This is a genomic window from Azoarcus sp. DD4, from assembly GCF_006496635.1.
In the GTDB taxonomy this organism is placed as follows: Bacteria; Pseudomonadota; Gammaproteobacteria; order Burkholderiales; family Rhodocyclaceae; genus Azoarcus.
In genome coordinates, this window is the sequence record NZ_CP022958.1 from 2502647 (window position 1) to 2521640 (window position 18994).

Sequence of the window (18994 nt, forward strand, 5' to 3'; positions counted from 1 at the left end):
CGAATACTGGGGATGTTCGATGTTTGCATATTCAAGAATCCGGTCAGCCGGTTGGTTGGGCTGTCTGACGGCCGGGCTGGCGTACGTAGGCGTCTGCCATGCGGCGGGCGCGGTTGTCCCGCCCCTCGAGCGTCCAGCGACGATGCTGGTGGGCGAGCGCGCCCGGCAGGTGGCCTTTCAGTCGCTTGCGGTGGCGGATCGGCAGGTCTTTGCCGTGGGTGAGCGCGGCATCGCGCTGTATTCGGACGATGCCGGCAAGATGTGGCGGCAGGGGCAGGTCCCGGTGTCGGTGACGCTGACTGCCGTGTCCATGCTGACGCCCCAGGTGGGATGGGCCGTCGGCCATGGTGGCGTGGTCTTGCGCACCGAGGACGGTGGGCGGAACTGGTCGCGCCAGCTCGACGGCTTCGCCGCCATCCGCTTGCTGCAGGAGGCTGCAGCCGACGAGGTGGATGTCGAGCTTCGCGAGCGGCGTACGGCCCTGGCCCAGCGTCTGGCCGAAGAGGGCGCTGACAAACCGCTTTTCGCTGTCCATGCGCTCGACCGCCAGACGGTCGTCGTCGTCGGCGCTTTCAACACGGCCTTTGTCAGCCGCGATGGCGGCAGGCAATGGTCGTCGCTGGCGGACCAATTGCCCAATCCCCGCGAAGGGCATTGGTACGCCGTTGCCGGCGGCGGGCAGCGTTTCTACATCGCCGGCGAGTTCGGTCTGCTGCTGGGATCGCAGGATGCCGGCCGCAGTTTCGAGCGCGTCACCCTGCCTTATGAGGGGAGCCTGTTCGCGTTGGCCGAGGACGGCCGGCGGCTGGTCGTGGGCGGTCTGCGCGGCAACGCTTTCGTGTCCGAGGACGGCGGCCGCAACTGGCGGCCGGTGACGGGGCTGGGTGAGGCTTCCATTACCGCCATCCGGACCGAGCCGGACGGCAGCTTCCTCATCGGGGACCAGGCCGGAGCCTTGTGGCGCCTCGCCGCCGAGGGAACGCGCGCCGAGCGTCTGCCGGCGCCGGTATTGCCGCCGGTGACCGACCTTGCCCGCACACCCGATGGCGCGGTCGTCGTCAGCAGTGTGGCGGGCGTGATCCGGCTGGGCGATACGACGGGAGAGCGCACGAAATGATGCATTCCGCCACGGCCCCGTCCGGGGCAGACGGCGTGGTCGGTTTCGACCGCCACTCCGGCTCGCTCGTCGAACGGCTGCTGTTCAACAACAGACTGATCGTCATCGCCGTCTGCGCCTTGCTCACCGCGGTGCTCGGCTGGCAGGCGACCCGGCTGCAGTTCAACGCGAGCTACGAGAAGACCATCCCGGCGCATCACCCCTACGTCCTTGATTTCCAGAAGCACGCCGCGGATCTGAAGGGGCTGGGCAATGCGGTCCGGATTGCAGTCGAACACGTGGATGGTTCGATCTACGACCCGACTTATCTGGCCGAACTGCGCAAGATCAGCGACGAGCTCTTCCTCGTTCCCGGGGTCGAGCGTCAGCACATGAAATCGCTGTGGACGCCGAATACACGCTGGCTGGGCGTGACGGAGGAGGGGCTCGAAGGCGGGCCGGTGATCCCCGACGGATACGACGGTTCCGCGGCGAGCCTCGCGCAACTGCGCGCCAATGTGGCGCGCTCCGGCGAGATCGGCCAGATCGTGGCCAGCGATGAGCGTTCCACCGTGATCCATGTGCCGTTGCTGGGCACGCTGCCCGACGGCCGTCCGTTCAACTACGCGGAGTTTGCCGAGCGCGTGGAACAGTTGCGGGGGACGCACGAGTCTGCGCAGATCAGGCTGCACATCACCGGCTTCGCCAAGGTCGTCGGCGACCTGATCGAGGGCCTGCGGCAGATCCTGGCCTTCTTCGCCGCAGCCATCGCGATCGCCACCGCCATCGTGTACTGGTACACCCGCTGCGTGCGCAGCACCTTGCTGGTGGTCGTCAGCTCCTTGATCGCGGTCGTCTGGCAGCTCGGCTTGCTGCCGGCGCTGGGCTTCGTACTCGATCCGTATTCGATCCTGGTGCCCTTCCTCGTTTTCGCCATTGGCATGAGCCACGGTGCGCAGAAGATGAACGGCATCATGCAGGACGTCGGCCGCGGCATGCACAAGTACGTCGCAGCGCGCTTCACCTTCCGTCGCCTGTTCCTCGCCGGCCTCACCGCCTTGCTGGCGGATGCGGTGGGCTTCGCGGTCCTGCTCGTCATCGACATCCAGGTGATCCGGGAGCTGGCGATCGCCGCCTCGATCGGCGTCGGCGTGCTGATCTTCACCAACCTGATCCTGCTGCCCATCCTGTTGTCCTACACGGGGGTGTCGCGCTCTGCCGCCGAGCGGAGCCTGAGTGCCGAGCGAGCTGCGGAGTGCGGGCAGCGGCAGGCGTTGTGGCGCTTTCTGGATCGCTTCACCGCCCGCCCGTGGGCGACGGTTGCGATCGGCGCCGCGTTCGCGCTGGCGATCGGCGGCGGTATCGCCAGCCAGTGGCTAAAGATTGGCGACCTCGATCCCGGTGCGCCCGAGTTGCGTCCCGACAGCCGCTACAACCGCGACGTGGCTTTCATGAACGCGGCCTACGGAGCCAGCAGCGACGTGTTCGCCGTGATGGTGGAGACCCCGGATGGCGCCTGCACCGCCTACGACGCGCTGATGCGGCTGGAGGCGCTGGAGTGGTCGCTGCGTCAGCTGCCCGGCGTGGAGGCGACCAACAGCATGGCGCAGCTTTCCCGTCGTGTGGTCGTCGGCATGAGCGAGGGCAACCCAAAGTGGGACGATCTGGTCGCCAACCAGGAGATGCTCAACACCGCGGCGAGTTACGCGCCGCGCGGGCTCTACAACGATCGTTGCAGCCTGCTCACGCTCTACCTGTATCTGGCCGATCACAAGGCCGACACGCTGTCGGCAGTGGCCCGTCATGTCGAAGCCTTCGCCGCAGAGAACGACAGCGAGGCGGCGCGTTTCGTCCTCGCCGCCGGTAGCGCCGGGATCGAGGCGGCGACCAACGCGGTGGTGCGGGATGCCTGGCGAACCATGCTGTTCCTGGTCTATGGCGCCGTGGTGTTGCTGTGTTTCATCACCTTCCGTTCGTGGCGCGCGGTGGTGGTGGCGGTGCTGCCGCTGATGCTGACCTCGGTACTGGCCGAGGCCTTGATGGTCGCGCTGGGCATGGGCGTGAAGGTGGCAACGCTGCCCGTGATCGCGCTCGGGGTCGGTATCGGCGTGGATTACGCGCTCTACATCCTCAGCGTCACGCTCGCGAGCCTGCGCGCTGGCAACAGCCTGTCGGACGCCTATTACCGGGCGCTGCTATTCACCGGCAAGGTGGTGATGCTGACCGGGGTGACCCTGGCCGTCGGCGTCTTTACCTGGGCGTGGTCGCCGATCAAGTTCCAGGCCGACATGGGCATCCTGCTCACCTTCATGTTCCTGTGGAACATGCTCGGCGCGCTGATCCTGATTCCGGCATTGGCCACCTTCCTGCTGCCGCAGACGCGGATATCGACGCAACAGCTTGGCGCTGCGAACGCGGCGCCGAAGACTTCGGCCGAACCCGCAAACCCGTCGTGTCGGGTCATGGCACAACGCATCTAGGAGAGACGCGATGTACAAGCACATCCTGGTTCCGGTCGACGATTCGATCCTTTCGGTTCATACCGTCAGCCATGCGGTGGAATTCGCTCGCAGCGTCGGTGCCCGTCTGACCTTCTTTCACGCAGTGGCCGACTATGCGGGCTCCGGCGATGGCGCGCTGATGCACGTCATCGATCCGGCAGTGTTCAGGGCGCATATGGTGGGTCGTGCCCGGGCGGTGCTGCAAAAAGCCGAATTGGCGGCCCGTATCGGACAGGTGCCGTCGGCAGCCCGTCACCTGGTCAGCGACCGGCCGTATGAGGCCATCCTGCAAGCGGCGAAGACGCAGGGCTGCGACCTCGTCTTCATGGCTTCGCACGGCCGGCAGGGCTTGAGCCGTCTCATGATCGGCTCGCAGACGCTCAAGGTGCTGGCGGAAGCGAGCGTGCCGGTGCTGGTCGATACCAGCGAGAGCCGCGCGGCCCGGCCGGCGATGACCCGGGCCCTGGGCATCATCCAGGACGAGCATCGCACCCTGGGCGTCGTGCTGCATCAGTTGCAGGCGCTGCTGCAGGAGATGTCCCGCGGCGGCGCGGTGCCGGATTTCCCCCTGCTGCGCACCTTCCTGACCTATCTGCAGGAGTTTCCCCTGCGGCTGCACCATCCCAAGGAGGATGGCTACCTGTTCAGGCTGTTGAAGCAGCGCAGCGCGGAAGCGGAACCCTTGCTCGCGAAGCTCGAACGGCAGCACCAGGAAGAGTCGGATCGGGTCTCCCGTCTCGTGGCCGCGCTGGACGCCTGGGAGGCGGGCCCGGCGACCGGTGTGGCGCGCTTTGCGAACGAGAGCCGCGACTACCTCGAATTCGTATGGAACCACCTCGCGCTCGAAGAGCGGGAGGTCCTGCCGCTTGCAATGGCCGCGCTCGAGGAGCGCGACTGGGAGGAGGTCGCCGACGCGTTCGGCGAGAACGGTGACCCGCGATTCGACCCGACACGGGACGAGCACTTCCGCGAAGGAATCTGGCGGCTGCTCTCCGGCCTGCCTGAAACCGGAAACGAGAGCGTACACAGCTTATCCGCCGCTTGAACGGCGAATTGACCAGGAGGAGAAAACGATGTCGGTGATTCACGTCGAGGACATGGCCTATGTCCGCTACCAGGCCCCCGATCTGGACAAGATGGAGGCGTTCCTGACGGATTTCGGCCTGCAAAGGGTGAAGCGCAACGACCACGCCCTGTACATGCGGGCCTGCGGAACGGCGCCGGTGGTGCATATCACCGAGAAGGGCGAATCCGCCAATCTGGGTATCGGCCTGCGGGCGAGGTCCGAGGCCGACCTGTTCCGGCTGGCGGAGCACACCGGCCTGCCGGTGGAGAGCAACACGGAGCCTGGGGGTGGCAAGCTGGTGCGCCTGCAGGATCCGGATGGCCTGCGGGTAGACGTGCTCCATGGGCAGTCGCCGGTTGAGCCGGTGGCGGTTCGCGACCCGATCGAAGTCAATCCGGCTGTCGCCCGCCGACGCTTCGGCAAAGTCGTCCGCGTTCCGCGCGGGCCGTCCCACGTCATGCGTTGCGGCCACGTCGCCCTGCTGGTGGCGGATTTCCGCAAGAGCCTGGCGTTCTATGGCGATCTGCTCGGCCTGCGGCCTTCGGATACCTACTACGCCGGCAGTCCGGAAAACACCATAGCCGCCTTCATGCACTGCAGCCTTGGGGAGACTTACACCGACCATCACACCCTGGCGCTGATCACCGCGAGTGACGGCGTCGGCCGTTTCGATCATTCCGCGTTCGAGGTCCTCGACCTGGACGACCTGATGCGCGGTAACGAGCATCTGGCGGGTAAGGGCCATGCCCACTCCTGGGGTATCGGCCGCCATGTCCAGGGCAGCCAGTTGTTCGACTACTGGCGGGACCCCTTCGGCCACAAGATCGAACACTGGACCGACGGCGATCTGGTGAACGACGCCACGCCGGTCGGCAACGCGGCCATCAGCGGTGACGAACTGTCGCAATGGGCGCCCGCGCTGCAGCCGGAATTCTTCAAATAACGACCGACCGCGTCCCGGTTCGATTCGTCCGCTCTCCTTAGAGGTACTCATGAAACTCGCTCGATACACCTATAACGGCAACACCTCCATCGGTATCGTCGTTGGCGACCGCATCCACGACATTCCGGCGGCCTTGCCGCAATTGCCGCACAGCATCAAGGCGCTGCTCGCCGGTGGTCCCGCCATGCTGGATCAGATCCGGGTCACGCTGCCCGGCGGGCGCGGCGGCATTCCGCTGGCCGAGGTCAGGCTGGAGGCGCCGATTCCCGACCCCGACAAGTTCCTCGCCATCGGCATGAACTATCACGATCACGCCGATGAGGCGCGGCGCGCCGGCATTCCCATCCCGAGTACTCAACTCTGGTTCAACAAACAGGTGAGTTGCATCAACGGTCCCTACGACCCGGTGGTGCAGCCGCGGGTGTCGGAGCGCCTGGACTACGAGGCCGAACTCGGTGTGGTGATCGGCAAGCGCTGCCGTTACGTGAGCGAGGCCGATGCGCGCAGCGTGGTCGCCGGCTACTTCGTCTGCAACGACGTGACGGCGCGCGACTGGCAGCAGGCCAGCCCGACCTTTACCCTGGGCAAATCCTTCGACACCCATGGTCCGATCGGGCCGTGGATCGTCACCGACGACGAAATCGAGGATCCTCACGCACTGGAAATGCGCCTCTCGGTGAATGGCGAACCGCGTCAGAAGGCGATCACTGGGGGGATGATCTACAACATCTGGCAGCAGATCCATCACCTGTCGCAGGTGATGACGCTGGAGCCGGGCGACCTGATCGCCACCGGAACGTGCGCGAACGTCGGCATCGCGCTCGGCAAGTTCCTGCGCCCGGGGGATGTGGTGCGTGTCGAGATCGACAGGCTCGGCCACATCGAGAACCCGATCGTCGCCGATATCCCGGCCTGATCCGACGCGACAGGCCGCATCAACGTGCCGCATCCGCATGCGGCACGTGAAGACAACACGGAGACAAGACTATGTACTGCTGGAAGGATTCGCCTTTCCGGCGCGGAAGGGCCGGGCGATGAAGCCGCTCATCTTCCGCACCATCCTGCTGGCGCTGACGCCCATGCTCAATCGCGCGGCGGGCAAGAGCGCTGAATTCCGCGCCTTCATGCGCCGCCACGATTGCACCGTGCAGATCCGCCTGAAGGATGGCTCGATCGCGCGGCACTACCGTTTCGAAAACGGGCGGGTGAAATCCGGTGCCGGGCGGATTCCGCAGCCGCAGGTCGACATGGTGTTCAAGGATCTGGATACCGCGCTCACCTTCATGCGGCCCAGTCCGGACATGGGCGATGTGGTCCACGCGGCGAAGAATTTCAAGGTCATGGTGATGGGGCCGGACCCGCTGTGCGTGTGGTTCATGCAACTGATGAACCGGTCGCAGAGCTGCGCGCTGCAGATGGGCACGCCCCAGCCGGACGGCAGCGTCCGTCATACGATGCTGACCAACGGCGGGCCGCTGTTCGTGCATGTGAAGAACGGCCGCATCCTGCGGCTGACGCCGATCGACTTCGCCGCCGATGACGCCGGCAGCTGGAGCATCGAGGCGCGCGGCAAGCGCTTCACCCCGCGCAGACAGGCTACGGTGGCGCCGCACGCGCTGGCGATGAAGTCGGCGGTGTACTCGGACAAGCGCATCCTGCAGCCGATGAAGCGGGTCGACTTCGACCCCAACGGCGAACGCAATCCGCACAACCGCGGCAAGAGCGGTTACGTACCGATCAGCTGGGACGAGGCCCTGGACATCGTCGCCGGCGAGATCCAGCGCCAGAAGCGCGAGTACGGTCCCGGTTCGCTGGCCATCCTGCATGGCTCTCATCACCAGTGGGGCAACGTCGGCTACTACCTCTCCGCGTTGCTGCGCTTCGGCAACCTGATCGGCTTCACCCGCGTGGCCGCCAACCCGGATAGCTGGGAGGGCTGGTATTGGGGCGCGATGCACCATTGGGGGCACAGCCAGCGGGTGGGCATCGGCGCCAACTACGGCACGGTGGAGGACTGCCTGAAGGAGGCCGAGCAGATCGTCTTCTGGTCCAGCGATCCCGAAAGCACCAACGGCGCCTACATGGGGTTCGAAGGGACCCAGCGACGCCTGTGGGCGAAAGAGCTGGGCATCGAGTTCGTCCACATCGACCCGCACTTCAACCCGACGGCGCAACTGCTCGGCGGCCGCTGGATTCCGGTCAAGCCGACCACCGACGCGGCGCTCGCCCAGGCGATCATGCACGTCTGGGTGGTCGAGGATCTGTACGACAAGGAATACGTCGCCACGCGCACGACCGGGTTCGACACGTGGCGCGACTATCTGCTGGGCAAAGAAGATGGCGTCGCCAGGACGCCGGAATGGCAGGCTGCCGAAACCGGTGTGCCGGCGCATGTGGTGCGCGCCCTGGCGCGCCAGTGGGCGCGGAAGAAGACCTATCTCGCTGCCGGGGTGCAAGGTTCGGGTTTCGGTGGCGCGGGGCGCAGCGCCACGGGCGCCCAGTGGGCGCGCTGCATGGTCATGCTGATGGCGATGCAGGGGCTCGGAAAGCCGGGCGTCAACATGGGCAATCTGCAGGCCGGTACGCCGGTCGACCACGAGTTCTATTTCCCCGGATATGCCGATGGCGGCATCTCCGGCGAACTGCAGTGGAACGGCAATGCGGTGAACAACTACCAGAAGATGCCGCACGTCATTACGGCGAATCCGGTCCGCCAACTGGTGCCCAAGCAGCAGCTGCCGGAAGCCATCCTGGAAGGCAAGGCGACGGGCTACCTGTGGGACGGCATCGCCACGGAATTGCAGTTTGCGCCTTTCCACTATCCCATGCCCGGGTACTCGCCGATCCGGATGCTCTACAAGTACGGTGGGTCCTGGTTCAGCACGCTGACCCAATCGCAGCGCATGGAAGCAGCCTATCGGCATGAATCCATCGACTTCGTGGTCAATCAGTCGATCTGGATGGAGGGTGAGGCGCAGTTTGCCGACCTCATCCTGCCCGCGTGCACCCAGTTCGAGCGCTACGACATCGGTGAGTGGGCATCTGGCGGTGGCTACCTGCAGCATGGATTCAACGGTCTCAACCACCGCGTGATCGCACTCCAGCACAAGTGCATCGAGCCGCTTGGCGAATCGAAATCGGACTACGAGATCTTCAGCCTGATCCTGCAGCGGCTCGGTCTCGGCGCGATGTTCACCGAAGGTTGCAGCGAACTCGACTGGTGCAAGCGGGTTTTCGATTCCAGCGACGTCGCCCGTCATGTTTCGTGGAAGGCGTTCTGCAAGAAGGGCTACTTCGTCGTCCCGCCCGAGAAGCCGGGGCTGGAACCACCGGTCAATTTCCGCTGGTTCGCCGAGGACCGGCACAAGGACATTGCCGAGCCGCAACCCTTGCCGTCCCAGTGGGCGGGCGAATTCGGAAAAGGCTTGCAGACCCCGTCGGGCAAGATCGAATTCCTGCCCGAGACCCTGAAGCGGTCGGATCCCGACAACCCCGAACGTCCGGTGCTGAACCGCTATCTTCCGTCCTGGGAGGGCCCGCACAGCACGGGCCTGGTTGAGCGCTACCCGTTGCAGCTGCTGGCGACCCATTCGCGCTACAGCTTTCACACCAACGTCGATGGCAAGAACAGCTTCACCAACGACATCGCGGACCACCGCCTGTGCGTCGACGGGCACTACTACTGGCTGCTGCGACTGAATGTGGCGGACGCGGCGGCACGCGGCATCCGCCACGGCGAACTGGTGAAGGTGTTCAACGACCGCGGCGCGGTGATCTGTGCCGCGGATGTGTCGCCGCTGCTGGCGCCTGGTGTGGTGAAGTCCTTCGAGGCCAGCGCCGAGTACCAGCCGATCGAGATCGGCGGCGAGCGGGTCGATATCGGTGGATGCCTGAATCTGCTCACGCCCTCGCGTTCGCAGTCGAAGGGAACCAGCAGCATGGCGCCCAATTCGTGCCTGGTTCAGGTCGAGAAATGGCCGCACCGTCCGACAACCGCACGAGCGGCCTGAGGAGTCTGTGATGAAGAAGTGGAACCTGATCGTGGATGTCGCCTTGTGCGAGAACTGCAACAACTGCGTGCTGGCGGCCAAGGACGAACTCGTCGATAACGCCTTTCCCGGCTACAGCGTTCCCCACGAGCGACAGGGGCGCGGCGTGGTGTGGCTAGAGCGCCGGACCCGCGGGAGCGCCCACATGGTCGATACCGCTTACCGGCCGGCAATGTGCGGCCACTGCGACGCCGGTCCTTGCCTCGCCGCGGGCGCCGATGGCGCGGTGCGCAAGCGTGAGGACGGCATCGTGCTGATCGATCCGGTGAAGGCCAGGGGAAGGCGCGACCTTGTCGACGCCTGCCCGTATGGCGCCATCGTCTGGAACGAGGCCGAGCAGGTGCCGCAGAACTGGTTTTTCGATGCGCATCTGCTCGATGCCGGTTGGACTGCGCCGCGATGCACCGCCGTATGTCCAACCCAGGCCATCGAGGCGGTGCGTGTGAGCGACGAGGACATGGCGGCTCGCGCCGAGGCGGAACGTCTGCGCACCTGGCACCCCGAGTGGAGCACCCGGCCGCGGCTGTACTACCGGAACCTGCATCGATTCGATCGTGCATTCGTCGGCGGCAGTCTGTTGACGAGGGAAGGGGAGGAGGTGGCGTGCGTCGCTGGTGCCCGTGTGCAGCTCCGGCACGGCGGTGAGCTTGTAAGCCGGACGATCAGCGATGCGTTCGGCGATTTCCGCTTCGACGATCTGCCGCCCGATGGGGTTACCTACCAGATCGGCATCGAATGCGACGGCTTGCTGCCCGCCGTCCTCGACGTGGAAATGGAGGATGGCAGCCGCCACCTGGGTGACATTCTGCTCGTCAAGCAGTTGGGGCCGCGGGCATCGGGAGGCAGTACGGCCACCCCTGTGGTGGAACACGCCCTGTAGCCCGCCCGATCGGCGTACGCCAACAGGCCACAAGACGATAACGAGAGCCGCAAGGCCCGATAGGAGACAGACATGAACACCACCGAGACCTTGCGAGGCCGGGTCGCGCTTTGCATCGCCCATGTGGCTGGCATGATCGATATGGTGGCGCTGCCGGTATGGGTCGGCACCCTGATCGCCCGCTACCAATTTACCCCGCAGCAGTCCGGGGGACTGGCGACCTTGTTCCTTGCGGGGGTGGTGGTGGCCAGCCTCGTTTGCGCACCGCGCTTCAATCGCTTTCCGGCGCGCCTGGTGGTGCCGGCAGGGTTCGGTCTGGCTGCGATCGCCTTCGTTCTTGCCACGCTATCCGTGAGATACGAAATCCTGGCCCTGGCACATGTACTGGGGGGCATCGCAACGGGCTGCAGCCTGTCGTTCACCCACGGAACGATGGGGCGGAGCCGCAATCCGCATCGCATGTTCGCTGCGGCTCAATTCTCGCTCGGTGTCTTTTCCATCGCATTTCTTGGCGCAATGCCGCTCGTGGTGGAGCGATGGGGTGGGCAGGCGCTGTTCATGGTCTTTGGCGCGGTGATGGCGATAGCCGCCGTCGCTACCGCGCTGTTTTTTCCACGGCCGGAGATGGTGTTCGCCGGGGAAACGCCGCAGCTTCAGTCGCGGGGACGGATACCAGCCGGGGTTTGGGCCGGTATCGTCGGCGTCAGCTTGATGGCGACCGTCCAGTCCATGGTGTTCAGCTTCGTGGAGCGGGTGGGCGTTGACCGTGGTTTCACGGTCGAGCAGGTTGCCTCGGTCCTCGTCGCGGTCGGTTTGGTGACGCTGTTTCCGGCGGTGCTGGCAGCCGTGTTGCAGCACCGCTGGCCCGCCCGTCGAGTGATGATGGGAGGGCCTGTCGCGCAGGCTGTACTGGCGCTGACCATTTTCAACGCAGGCGCGTTTCTCCCTTACGCGGTGGCGACCAGTCTTTTCCCCTTTGTCATGATCTTTACCCACACCTTCGCTTTCGGCTATTTCGCCCATGCCGATCCGACCGGCAGGGCGGTGGCGGCGACGCCGGCAATGAACATGATCGGGTCGGGCATTGGTCCCTTCATAGGGGGCACCCTGGTACAACACTCGGGTTATCCCGCGCTGAGTCATGCTGCAGCTCTACTGGCCGCCCTGGCGGTCCTTGCCTTCGCGCTCACCGCGTGGCGTTCGGAAAACGGCTTGCACCAGGCGGCAGTTACTCAAGATTGAACGGCGCGATCGCAGCCCTGCCAATCAGGCGGCATCGTGGTTCGAGGGCCCATCGAGACCTACGACCGCGCTCTGGTCAGAACCTGCCAGCATGCCTCGCCGCTGGCGTCGTGCCACGGCGTCAATCGCAACACTTCCGAGCGTCAATCCCTCCAAATGCTAGACCGCTACTCAATCGGGACCAAACTCCTGATCACTCCGCTCGTCGTCGCGGCACTGCTCGCCCTGGTCGCCGTGGCAGCGCATCGTGGCATGCAAGAGCAGCAATCCGCCTTGAAATCGATCTATGAAGTGCGTCTGCTGCGTCTATTGGCGACCATGGAGGGACTCAACCGGGTACGGTCGCTCAATGAAGACGTTGCCTTGATGCTGTCTGACTTTCGCGCAGCGCGAGGGGATGCCGGTGCGCCTGGACTGCTGGACGAACAGCTACAACCGATTCTCAGTGAGTTGGCTGAAGGGATTGCCGCCGTCGAGACGGCATCGCGGGACGAAGGGCTGACGGCGGAAGAGTCTGCGGCATACGCCGAAGTGTTCGAGGCGCTCTCCGCTTACCGGCGAGAGCTATCCCAGATGCTCGCATCCATCGATGCTGTCCGAGGCCTGGATGAGACGCGATCGTCCATGTTGTGGTCCTGGTTCAGCGGCTTCGTGGCTGCGGCGACCAAGCTCGGTGACATTCAGAAGCGTCTCGGGCGCGAGGAGTATGACCATGCTCGGGAATTCGGGACTACAGCGACTGCTGTTCTGGTCGCATTGGCGATGCTTGCGCTGCTTGTTGCGGTAGGTAGCGGACTGCTGATTCGCCGGTCGATCGTCGGCGCGGTCAACCGGATCAGGGACACTGCACTTCAGTTGAAGGCCGGTGACCTTACCTGCCGGGCAGCGATAAGCGGGCGTGATGAGGTTGCCCAAAGTGCTGCCGCATTCAATCAAGTCGCGGATACTTTCCAGCATCTTGTACAAGACGTTCAGCAAGGCGCCAAAACGCTGGGACAGGCGGCACGGCGGCTGCTGGGAGACGCTCGACAAGCTGAACGCAGTGCCGAGGAACAGAGCCGGGTGACTGGGTCGGTGGCCGCGACAATGGAGATATTGAGTGCGAGCATCTTCGACCTGGCTGAGGGTTCCGAGCGTTTGCGGCAGTCGTCCGCCCAAGCCTTGGACGACGCCCGGCAGGGAGCCGGTGCATTAGCTTCAATGCGCATGCAGGTGGACAGCGTAAGTATGGCGTTCGACGAGATTCGTTCGTCGGTCGAGGATTTCGTTACCCGGTCTGCGGCCATTGCAGACCTGACCAATCAATTAAAGGAGATCGCCGGGCAAACCAATTTGCTTGCGCTCAATGCTGCCATTGAGGCGGCTCGGGCCGGAGAGCAGGGGCGGGGGTTTGCTGTCGTGGCGGACGAAGTACGCAAACTGGCCGAACAATCCAACCGAGCCGCCGGGGACATCGAAGCGCTGGCCGCGGCGCTGGGCGGTCGCTCGGCGGCAGTGGGGTTGTCGCTAGATACCGGGAATGATTCGTTGAGCGGATCGCTCGTCCAACTCGCTACGCTTGAAAACACCGTGCGGACGTCAGTCGCCGCAGTCGAGGCAAGTGTGCGTGAATTCGAGCGGGTTGCGGACGTGGTCGCCGAACAGCGCCGTAGTGGCGTAACAATCGCCGCAGATGTCGACACGATTGCCCGCATGGCCGATGACAACCGCGGCACAGTGGTGGCCGCTGCCAATTCGGCGAACGAATTGGATCGACTGGCTTCGACTCTAGCGGGATCGATTGAGAGCCTGCGGGTTTGAGCGTGTATGTGCAGCTAGCCAGGTAGCCGGGATCAGCGTTGATTGATACAGCGTGAAAGTGACGCTGTTGCGTATCACCTGTCGCCTGAGCGTGAGCGCCCGGCGATCACCGTCTTTCCGCACTGGCTGAAGTTGCCCAAAGTGGCGCCCACCAAATGGGCGGTGCGGCCCACATCGACCACGACCGGCACGCCAGGGCTGCCCGAATCATCCCATCGACTTCAAAGGGACGGCGGGGGAAGTATTGTTGGTGCCCGGAACGGGACTCGAACCCGTAAGGCTTGCGCCGGCGGATTTTAAGTCCGCTGTGTCTACCGATTTCACCACCCGGGCCCGGGGGCCGCGAATTGTACCCCGGGGATCGGTAGCCCACTACGGCTGATGTCGATGTCGATGTTGGTGGCCGATCGGCCCGAGGTGCGCTGCGCCGTGATCTGGTGCTTGGTCGATCGCCGGACGCGCCATTATCATCAATGCCGTTTGAGTTGAGGCTGTCGTCTGATACGGGACGGCCGTATTCCGGGACGGTCGGGCGTGGCTTGGGCACATCATGGTGCGGGGTCGTGACCGTCTCAGCCAGCCAAGGACAGATACCCCGCAATGATCCGGATGACTCCGAAGTGCTCGCCACACGGCGACCATGCCGCCTTTCCCAAAAAAAACGCTCGTTCCGGCCCGCCGTCCCTGACGATCATCGCCGGCGTCCTGCTGATGCTGGGGGCAGTGGAGTCGAGGGCGGTCGACTTTTACGGCGACGAGGTTGCTACTGGCAGCATCTCCGACGATTCGGTCAGCTTTCATGATCGGAGCAGTGCCGGGAGTGCCTCGATCACGCTTTCACCGTACATGTTCAGTGGCAGTTTCTTCGATTCGAGCACCGCAGCCAACGCGTCCATCATCGTGGATGGCGGTGCCGGTCTTTACTTCGAAGGGAATAGCACCGCGGCAGCTTCGAGCATTTCCGTGCGGGGAGAGGGTTACCTGGAGTTCAACGGTCAGGCCAGCGCGGGGGCGGCCAATATTTCGGTCGACGACAGCAGCTACCTGTACTTCCTCGATAACAGTACGCCGGATGGCGCCCGGCTGACCGTTGATGGCCGGGCGGTGCTGTACGAGACATTTGGGCCCAATGGCGATGGCGTCATCACGGTCGGTTCGCTGGCGGGGTCGGGCGAAGTCGAGATCGGCGGCGACATCGAGCAGGGCAATATCGTGCTGAGGGTGGGCGGCAACGGAGATTCGACGAGCTTCTCCGGCGCGATTTACGGTGGAGCGGGTTCGACGCTGGTGAAGACGGGAGGCGGCGTCTTCACGCTCGACAGCACGGCAAGCCTGGGTTCTTTCGATAGCGCGATTGCCGTCGAGCAGGGTTTGATCAACTTTGCCAGCAGCGATGGGCTAGGCACGGGTCGCATCACCTTGAACGGCGGCGGCCTGCAGTGGGCGTCGGGCAACACTGACGACATCTCCTTCCGTCTTCAGCCGCTGGGGTCGGGCGGCGGCGTGTTCGACACCAACGGCAACGACATCCTGCTGCAGGGGGAGATTACCGGCAGCGGAGCGCTGACCAAGACGGGCGAGGGCCTGTTGCTGTTGCTCCCGGGCTCCGGCACGAGCAGTTATACCGGCGGCACCGTTGTGGAGGCAGGAACGCTGGCGGGCTGGTTGCCGGCGGACACGGCCTATACGGTGAATGGCGGCACGCTCGACCTGAGCGAGGGCGGCCTCGCGATGTCTTCGCTGTCGGGTAGCGGCGGCTCGATTGCGCTCGGCGCTTCCACTCTGACGGTGAACCAGGCCGGCGATAGCACGTATGCAGGCCAGATCAGCGGGAGCGGCGGCCTGGTCAAGTCGGGCGCAGGGCGCCTCAATCTCACGGGCAGCAACAGCTATACCGGCACGACCGACATCAGTGGTGGTGTGCTGGCGATCAATGGCAGCCTGAACACCGCTTCGGTGGTCAGTGTCCACGATGGTGGCACGCTTGGCGGCAATGGTACGGTCGGCACGGTCGTGGTCTATAGCGGAGGCACGGTTGCGCCGGGCAATTCGATCGGTACGCTCTACGTCAATGGCGACCTGATCTTCACGCCGGGGGCGGTGTATTCCGTCGAGACCGACGCCGCTGGAAACGCCGACCGGTTGGTGGTCAGCGGCATGGTCAGCCTCGATGGCACGCTTCAGGTGCTGGCCGGCAGTGGTACCTATGCTCCGGCGACGAACTATTCCATCATCAGCACCACGAGCGGCTCGCCGATTAGCGGCAGCTTTGCCAGCGTTACTTCGAATCTCGCCTTTCTCGATCCCAGTCTTACCTATACCGCAAGCGGCGTCACGCTGACGGTGACGCGCAATGATATTTCCTTCGTCAGTCAGGCGCTTACGCCCAACCAGATCGCCTTCGCCAGCAGTCTGGCTACGCTCGGTTCGAACAATCCGGTTTATCGGACCATCATCAACCTGAGCAGTGAACAGGCCGCCAACATGTATTCGCAGCTGTCCGGCGATGCCCACGCGAGCATGAGTGCGACGCTGGTCTACAGCGACATCGATGTGATGAATGCGCCCCTGCAGAACCTGCGCAGCAACCTGGACTCACCGGCCTCGGCCTTGCCGATGTGGGCGCAGGCGAGCAGTGGCAGTCAGCGTATGGACGATGACGGCAACGCGGGTGCGACCACCCAGGATTTCAACGGCGCCCTGATCGGCGGTGACCTGCCCGCCTTCGGCGACTGGCGCCTGGGGGCGGCGGTCGGCTACGACATCGCCCAGTTGAGCGTGGGCTCGCGGGAAACGAAGGGCGACACCCGGACGGGGCGTTACGCCCTGTATGGGGGCAGGGCTTTCGAACTCGGTGACGACAACTCGCTGCGCGTGTTCGGCGGGCTAGCCTATAGCCTGCACCGGCTCGAGAGTACGCGCGACGTGATCCTGATCGATGGCCCCGAGCGCCTCACGCGCAGTTATGACGTCGCCACCACGCAGGTGTTCGGCGAGGTCGCCTACCGTTTCGGCCTGGGCGAGGACGCCCACGTCGAGCCTTTCGTCGGGCTGATGAAGGTGGATCAACGCGCCGACGCTTTCCAGGAGGAGGGCGGCAGTGCCGCTCTGGCGGGGGACAGCCAGCACAACAGTCTGGTGATCAGTTCGTTCGGCGCCCGGGGCCAGCACATGTGGAAGCCCGCCGGCCTGGAACTGTTGCTGAAGGGTTCGGTGACCTGGCGCCACCTCGACGGTGACGTGCAACCCGAATTGGGCTTGCGCCTGTCGGGCGGCGAGCGCTACACGGTGCTTGGGACGGAACTGCCGCGCGACAGCCTGATGATGACGCTCAATGCCAACTATGACGTCGCGGCTGGGGTGGTGCTCAACGTCGGGGTCAATGCGATGACCAGCGACAGCGGCAATGCCGCTGCGCTGGTGGCCAATCTGCGCTGGAAGATGCAGTAAGCCGTGCGGCGGTGGGGCCGCCGCTTAGCGACCGTGCTCGGGCAGGACGATGTTGACTTCGAGCACCTCGAAGTTGTCCTGCTTGTCGAGCTGAACCTTGATGGCGTCCGGATCCACATTGACGTACTTCGAGATGACCTCGATGAGGTCCTTCTGAAGTGCCGGCAGGAAGTCGGCCGTGCCGGCGCCGCCACTGCGCTCGTGTGCGATCAGCAGCGACAGCCGGTTCTTGGCGATCTCCGCGGTTTTCTTCTTTTCGCCGAAAAGGCGGGCGAGCAGAGACATATCACTTGCCTCCGAACAGACGCTTGATCAGGCCGGGCTTTTCGTAATTGACGAAACGCAATTCGCGATCTTCGCCCAGGAAACGGCCGACGACGTCGGTGTAGGCCTCGGCCACGTCGCTGCCCTTGAGGTGGATGGCGGGCGTACCCTGGTTGGAAGCCTGCAGCACCGATTCGGACTCCGGGATCACGCCGATCAACGGCACGCGCAGCAGTTCCTGAACGTCCTTGTACGACAGCATTTCGCCGTCCTCGACGCGCTTGGGCGAGTAGCGCGTGACCAGCAGATGCTCCTTGACCGGCTCGCCGCCGTCACGGGCGCGCCTGGACTTCGACTGCAGGATACCCAGGATGCGGTCGGAATCTCGCACCGACGAGACTTCCGGGTTGGTGGTGACGATGGCCTCGTCGGCGAAGGTCAGCGCCATCACCGCGCCGCGCTCGATGCCGGCGGGGGAGTCGCACACCACGTAGTCGAAGGCCATGTGCTCGAGCTCCTTCAGCACCGCCTCGACGCCGGCTTCCGTCAACGCGTCCTTGTCGCGGGTCTGCGAGGCCGGGAGGATGAAGAGGTTGTCGCAGTGCTTGTCCTTGATCAACGCCTGGTTGAGCTTGGCTTCGCCATTGATGACATTGACCAGGTCGTACACCACGCGGCGTTCGCAGCCCATGATGAGGTCGAGGTTGCGCAGGCCGACGTCGAAGTCGATCACCGCGGTCTTGAAGCCGCGCAGGGCGAGTCCCGAAGCGAAGGCTGCGCTGGTGGTGGTTTTGCCTACGCCGCCCTTGCCGGACGTTACGACGATGACTCTCACGGTTTCCCCTTGTGCAAATTGTGTGTGCCGCGTCAGTCGAGCTGCAGCGGTTCGATATCGAGTGTCTGGTCCTGACCGGTGGTGAGCCGCACCTGGGCACCGCGGCCGGCGATCGCTTCCGGAATGCCGCGCTCGAAGGTGCGGTACACGCCGGAAATCGAAACGAGTTCCGGACCGAAATTGGTGGCGATGATGCGAGCTGCCGGATTGCCCTGGGCGCCCGCCAGTGCGCGTCCGCGCAGCGGCCCGAAGCAGTGGATGCTGCCGTCGGCGATGACTTCTGCGCCGTTGCTCATGCCGGCCAGCAGCACCAGATCGCCGCCGCGCGCATAGACCTGCTGGCCGGAGCGCAGCGGGCGATCGATGAACAGGGTGCCGGCCGGCAGCGGGGCTGGGGCGGGCGCTTCGACGCGCTGCGGCGCCGGTGCCGGACGCGGCGACTCGGCGGCCGGGCGGTCGTGGATTTCGGCGCTGTCCAGCACCGCCAGGCCCGCCTTGCGTGCGCCCGCGACCAGCGCCGGGTCGAGGTTGCGGATGCCCACGGGTTGAAGCTGGTAACGGCGCAGCAATGACAGAAGACCGGCCCAGTCGATGCGGGCGGGATGCTCGGCAAGGCCACCGAAGTCGAGTACCGCCGCTTCACCGCTGAAGAAGTCCGGCATGCCGCCCAGCATCTTGTGCAGCTCGTCCGCCAGCCGGGCCGGTTCGGTTTCGCGGAGGACGGCGATGGTGGCGCCCAAGGCCGTGTTGCGGAATTCGATCGGACGGACGGGCGCGGAGGCGGACATGGGCGATAAGGTCTTCAAAATCAGCGAAGTGTAATAAGGGCAGGGGTTTCCGGCAAGGTCGGAAACGGCGCTGGTTGCGC

The 18994-nt window shown here is 64.7% G+C and carries 13 protein-coding genes and 1 tRNA gene; 10 read left to right on the forward strand and 4 right to left on the reverse strand.

What is annotated here, in order from left to right:
* Positions 1–142: 142 nt before the first annotated feature.
* From CJ010_RS11635 to CJ010_RS11675, 9 genes are all read left to right on the forward strand, one after another.
* The gene (locus tag CJ010_RS11635) at positions 143–1117 is read left to right on the forward strand and encodes a YCF48-related protein (RefSeq protein WP_168224942.1); all 975 of its coding nucleotides are present in this window, start codon (positions 143–145) and stop codon (positions 1115–1117) included.
* A complete protein-coding gene (locus CJ010_RS11640) occupies positions 1114–3576 on the forward strand; it encodes an RND family transporter (protein ID WP_205754944.1) in 2463 nt (820 codons plus the stop codon). The genes CJ010_RS11635 and CJ010_RS11640 overlap by 4 nt, the downstream gene beginning before the upstream one ends.
* Positions 3577–3586: 10 nt before the next feature.
* Positions 3587–4642: a universal stress protein gene (locus tag CJ010_RS11645; protein WP_141018182.1), complete on the forward strand. Its 1056-nt coding sequence runs from the start codon at positions 3587–3589 to the stop codon at positions 4640–4642.
* Positions 4643–4670: 28 nt separating this feature from the next.
* Positions 4671–5606 carry a VOC family protein gene (locus tag CJ010_RS11650; protein WP_205754945.1) on the forward strand — a complete coding sequence of 312 codons (936 nt, stop codon included), beginning with the start codon at positions 4671–4673 and terminating at the stop codon, positions 5604–5606.
* A gap of 49 nt (positions 5607–5655) precedes the next feature.
* Complete coding sequence (locus tag CJ010_RS11655; protein WP_141018183.1) at positions 5656–6522, forward strand: fumarylacetoacetate hydrolase family protein; 867 nt, start codon at positions 5656–5658, stop codon at positions 6520–6522.
* A gap of 118 nt (positions 6523–6640) precedes the next feature.
* Positions 6641–9616 (forward strand): molybdopterin-dependent oxidoreductase, encoded by a 2976-nt coding sequence (locus tag CJ010_RS11660; protein WP_141018184.1) that lies wholly within the window; start codon positions 6641–6643, stop codon positions 9614–9616.
* Between the two features lie 10 nt (positions 9617–9626).
* Positions 9627–10535 (forward strand): 4Fe-4S dicluster domain-containing protein, encoded by a 909-nt coding sequence (locus CJ010_RS11665; RefSeq protein ID WP_141018185.1) that lies wholly within the window; start codon positions 9627–9629, stop codon positions 10533–10535.
* A gap of 72 nt (positions 10536–10607) precedes the next feature.
* A complete protein-coding gene (locus CJ010_RS11670) occupies positions 10608–11777 on the forward strand; it encodes an MFS transporter (RefSeq protein WP_141018186.1) in 1170 nt (389 codons plus the stop codon).
* A 156-nt stretch (positions 11778–11933) separates the two neighbouring features.
* Positions 11934–13577, forward strand: a complete 1644-nt coding sequence (locus CJ010_RS11675; RefSeq protein ID WP_205754946.1) for a methyl-accepting chemotaxis protein — start codon at positions 11934–11936, stop codon at positions 13575–13577.
* A 248-nt stretch (positions 13578–13825) separates the two neighbouring features.
* Here the strand turns inward: CJ010_RS11675 and CJ010_RS11680 are convergent.
* Positions 13826–13910: transfer RNA gene (locus tag CJ010_RS11680), tRNA-Leu, on the reverse strand.
* Between the two features lie 267 nt (positions 13911–14177).
* Between CJ010_RS11680 and CJ010_RS11685 the strand changes: the two genes are divergently transcribed.
* Complete coding sequence (locus CJ010_RS11685; protein WP_141018188.1) at positions 14178–17027, forward strand: autotransporter domain-containing protein; 2850 nt, start codon at positions 14178–14180, stop codon at positions 17025–17027.
* Between the two features lie 24 nt (positions 17028–17051).
* Here CJ010_RS11685 and minE read toward each other — a convergent pair whose 3' ends face one another.
* The 3 genes from minE to minC are packed head-to-tail and all read right to left on the reverse strand — an operon-like array spanning position 17052 to position 18914.
* Complete coding sequence (gene minE, locus CJ010_RS11690; protein ID WP_141018189.1) at positions 17052–17312, reverse strand: cell division topological specificity factor MinE; 261 nt, start codon at positions 17310–17312, stop codon at positions 17052–17054.
* Position 17313: 1 nt separating this feature from the next.
* Complete coding sequence (gene minD, locus CJ010_RS11695; protein ID WP_141018190.1) at positions 17314–18126, reverse strand: septum site-determining protein MinD; 813 nt, start codon at positions 18124–18126, stop codon at positions 17314–17316.
* A 32-nt stretch (positions 18127–18158) separates the two neighbouring features.
* Positions 18159–18914, reverse strand: coding sequence for a septum site-determining protein MinC (gene minC, locus CJ010_RS11700; protein ID WP_141018191.1), 756 nt, complete (start codon positions 18912–18914; stop codon positions 18159–18161).
* Positions 18915–18994: the final 80 nt, after the last annotated feature.

Excerpts from the sequence above, each read along its gene's own strand:
- CJ010_RS11635 (WP_168224942.1), top strand. The coding sequence starts at position 143 with ATGCTGGTGGGCGAGCGCGCCCGGCAGGTGGCCTTTCAGTCGCTTGCG.
- CJ010_RS11640 (WP_205754944.1), top strand. The coding sequence starts at position 1,114 with ATGATGCATTCCGCCACGGCCCCGTCCGGGGCAGACGGCGTGGTCGGT.
- CJ010_RS11645 (WP_141018182.1), top strand. The coding sequence starts at position 3,587 with ATGTACAAGCACATCCTGGTTCCGGTCGACGATTCGATCCTTTCGGTT.
- CJ010_RS11650 (WP_205754945.1), top strand. The coding sequence starts at position 4,671 with ATGTCGGTGATTCACGTCGAGGACATGGCCTATGTCCGCTACCAGGCC.
- CJ010_RS11655 (WP_141018183.1), top strand. The coding sequence starts at position 5,656 with ATGAAACTCGCTCGATACACCTATAACGGCAACACCTCCATCGGTATC.
- CJ010_RS11660 (WP_141018184.1), top strand. The coding sequence starts at position 6,641 with ATGAAGCCGCTCATCTTCCGCACCATCCTGCTGGCGCTGACGCCCATG.
- CJ010_RS11665 (WP_141018185.1), top strand. The coding sequence starts at position 9,627 with ATGAAGAAGTGGAACCTGATCGTGGATGTCGCCTTGTGCGAGAACTGC.
- CJ010_RS11670 (WP_141018186.1), top strand. The coding sequence starts at position 10,608 with ATGAACACCACCGAGACCTTGCGAGGCCGGGTCGCGCTTTGCATCGCC.
- CJ010_RS11675 (WP_205754946.1), top strand. The coding sequence starts at position 11,934 with ATGCTAGACCGCTACTCAATCGGGACCAAACTCCTGATCACTCCGCTC.
- CJ010_RS11685 (WP_141018188.1), top strand. The coding sequence starts at position 14,178 with ATGATCCGGATGACTCCGAAGTGCTCGCCACACGGCGACCATGCCGCC.
- minE (WP_141018189.1), bottom strand. The coding sequence starts at position 17,312 with ATGTCTCTGCTCGCCCGCCTTTTCGGCGAAAAGAAGAAAACCGCGGAG.
- minC (WP_141018191.1), bottom strand. The coding sequence starts at position 18,914 with ATGTCCGCCTCCGCGCCCGTCCGTCCGATCGAATTCCGCAACACGGCC.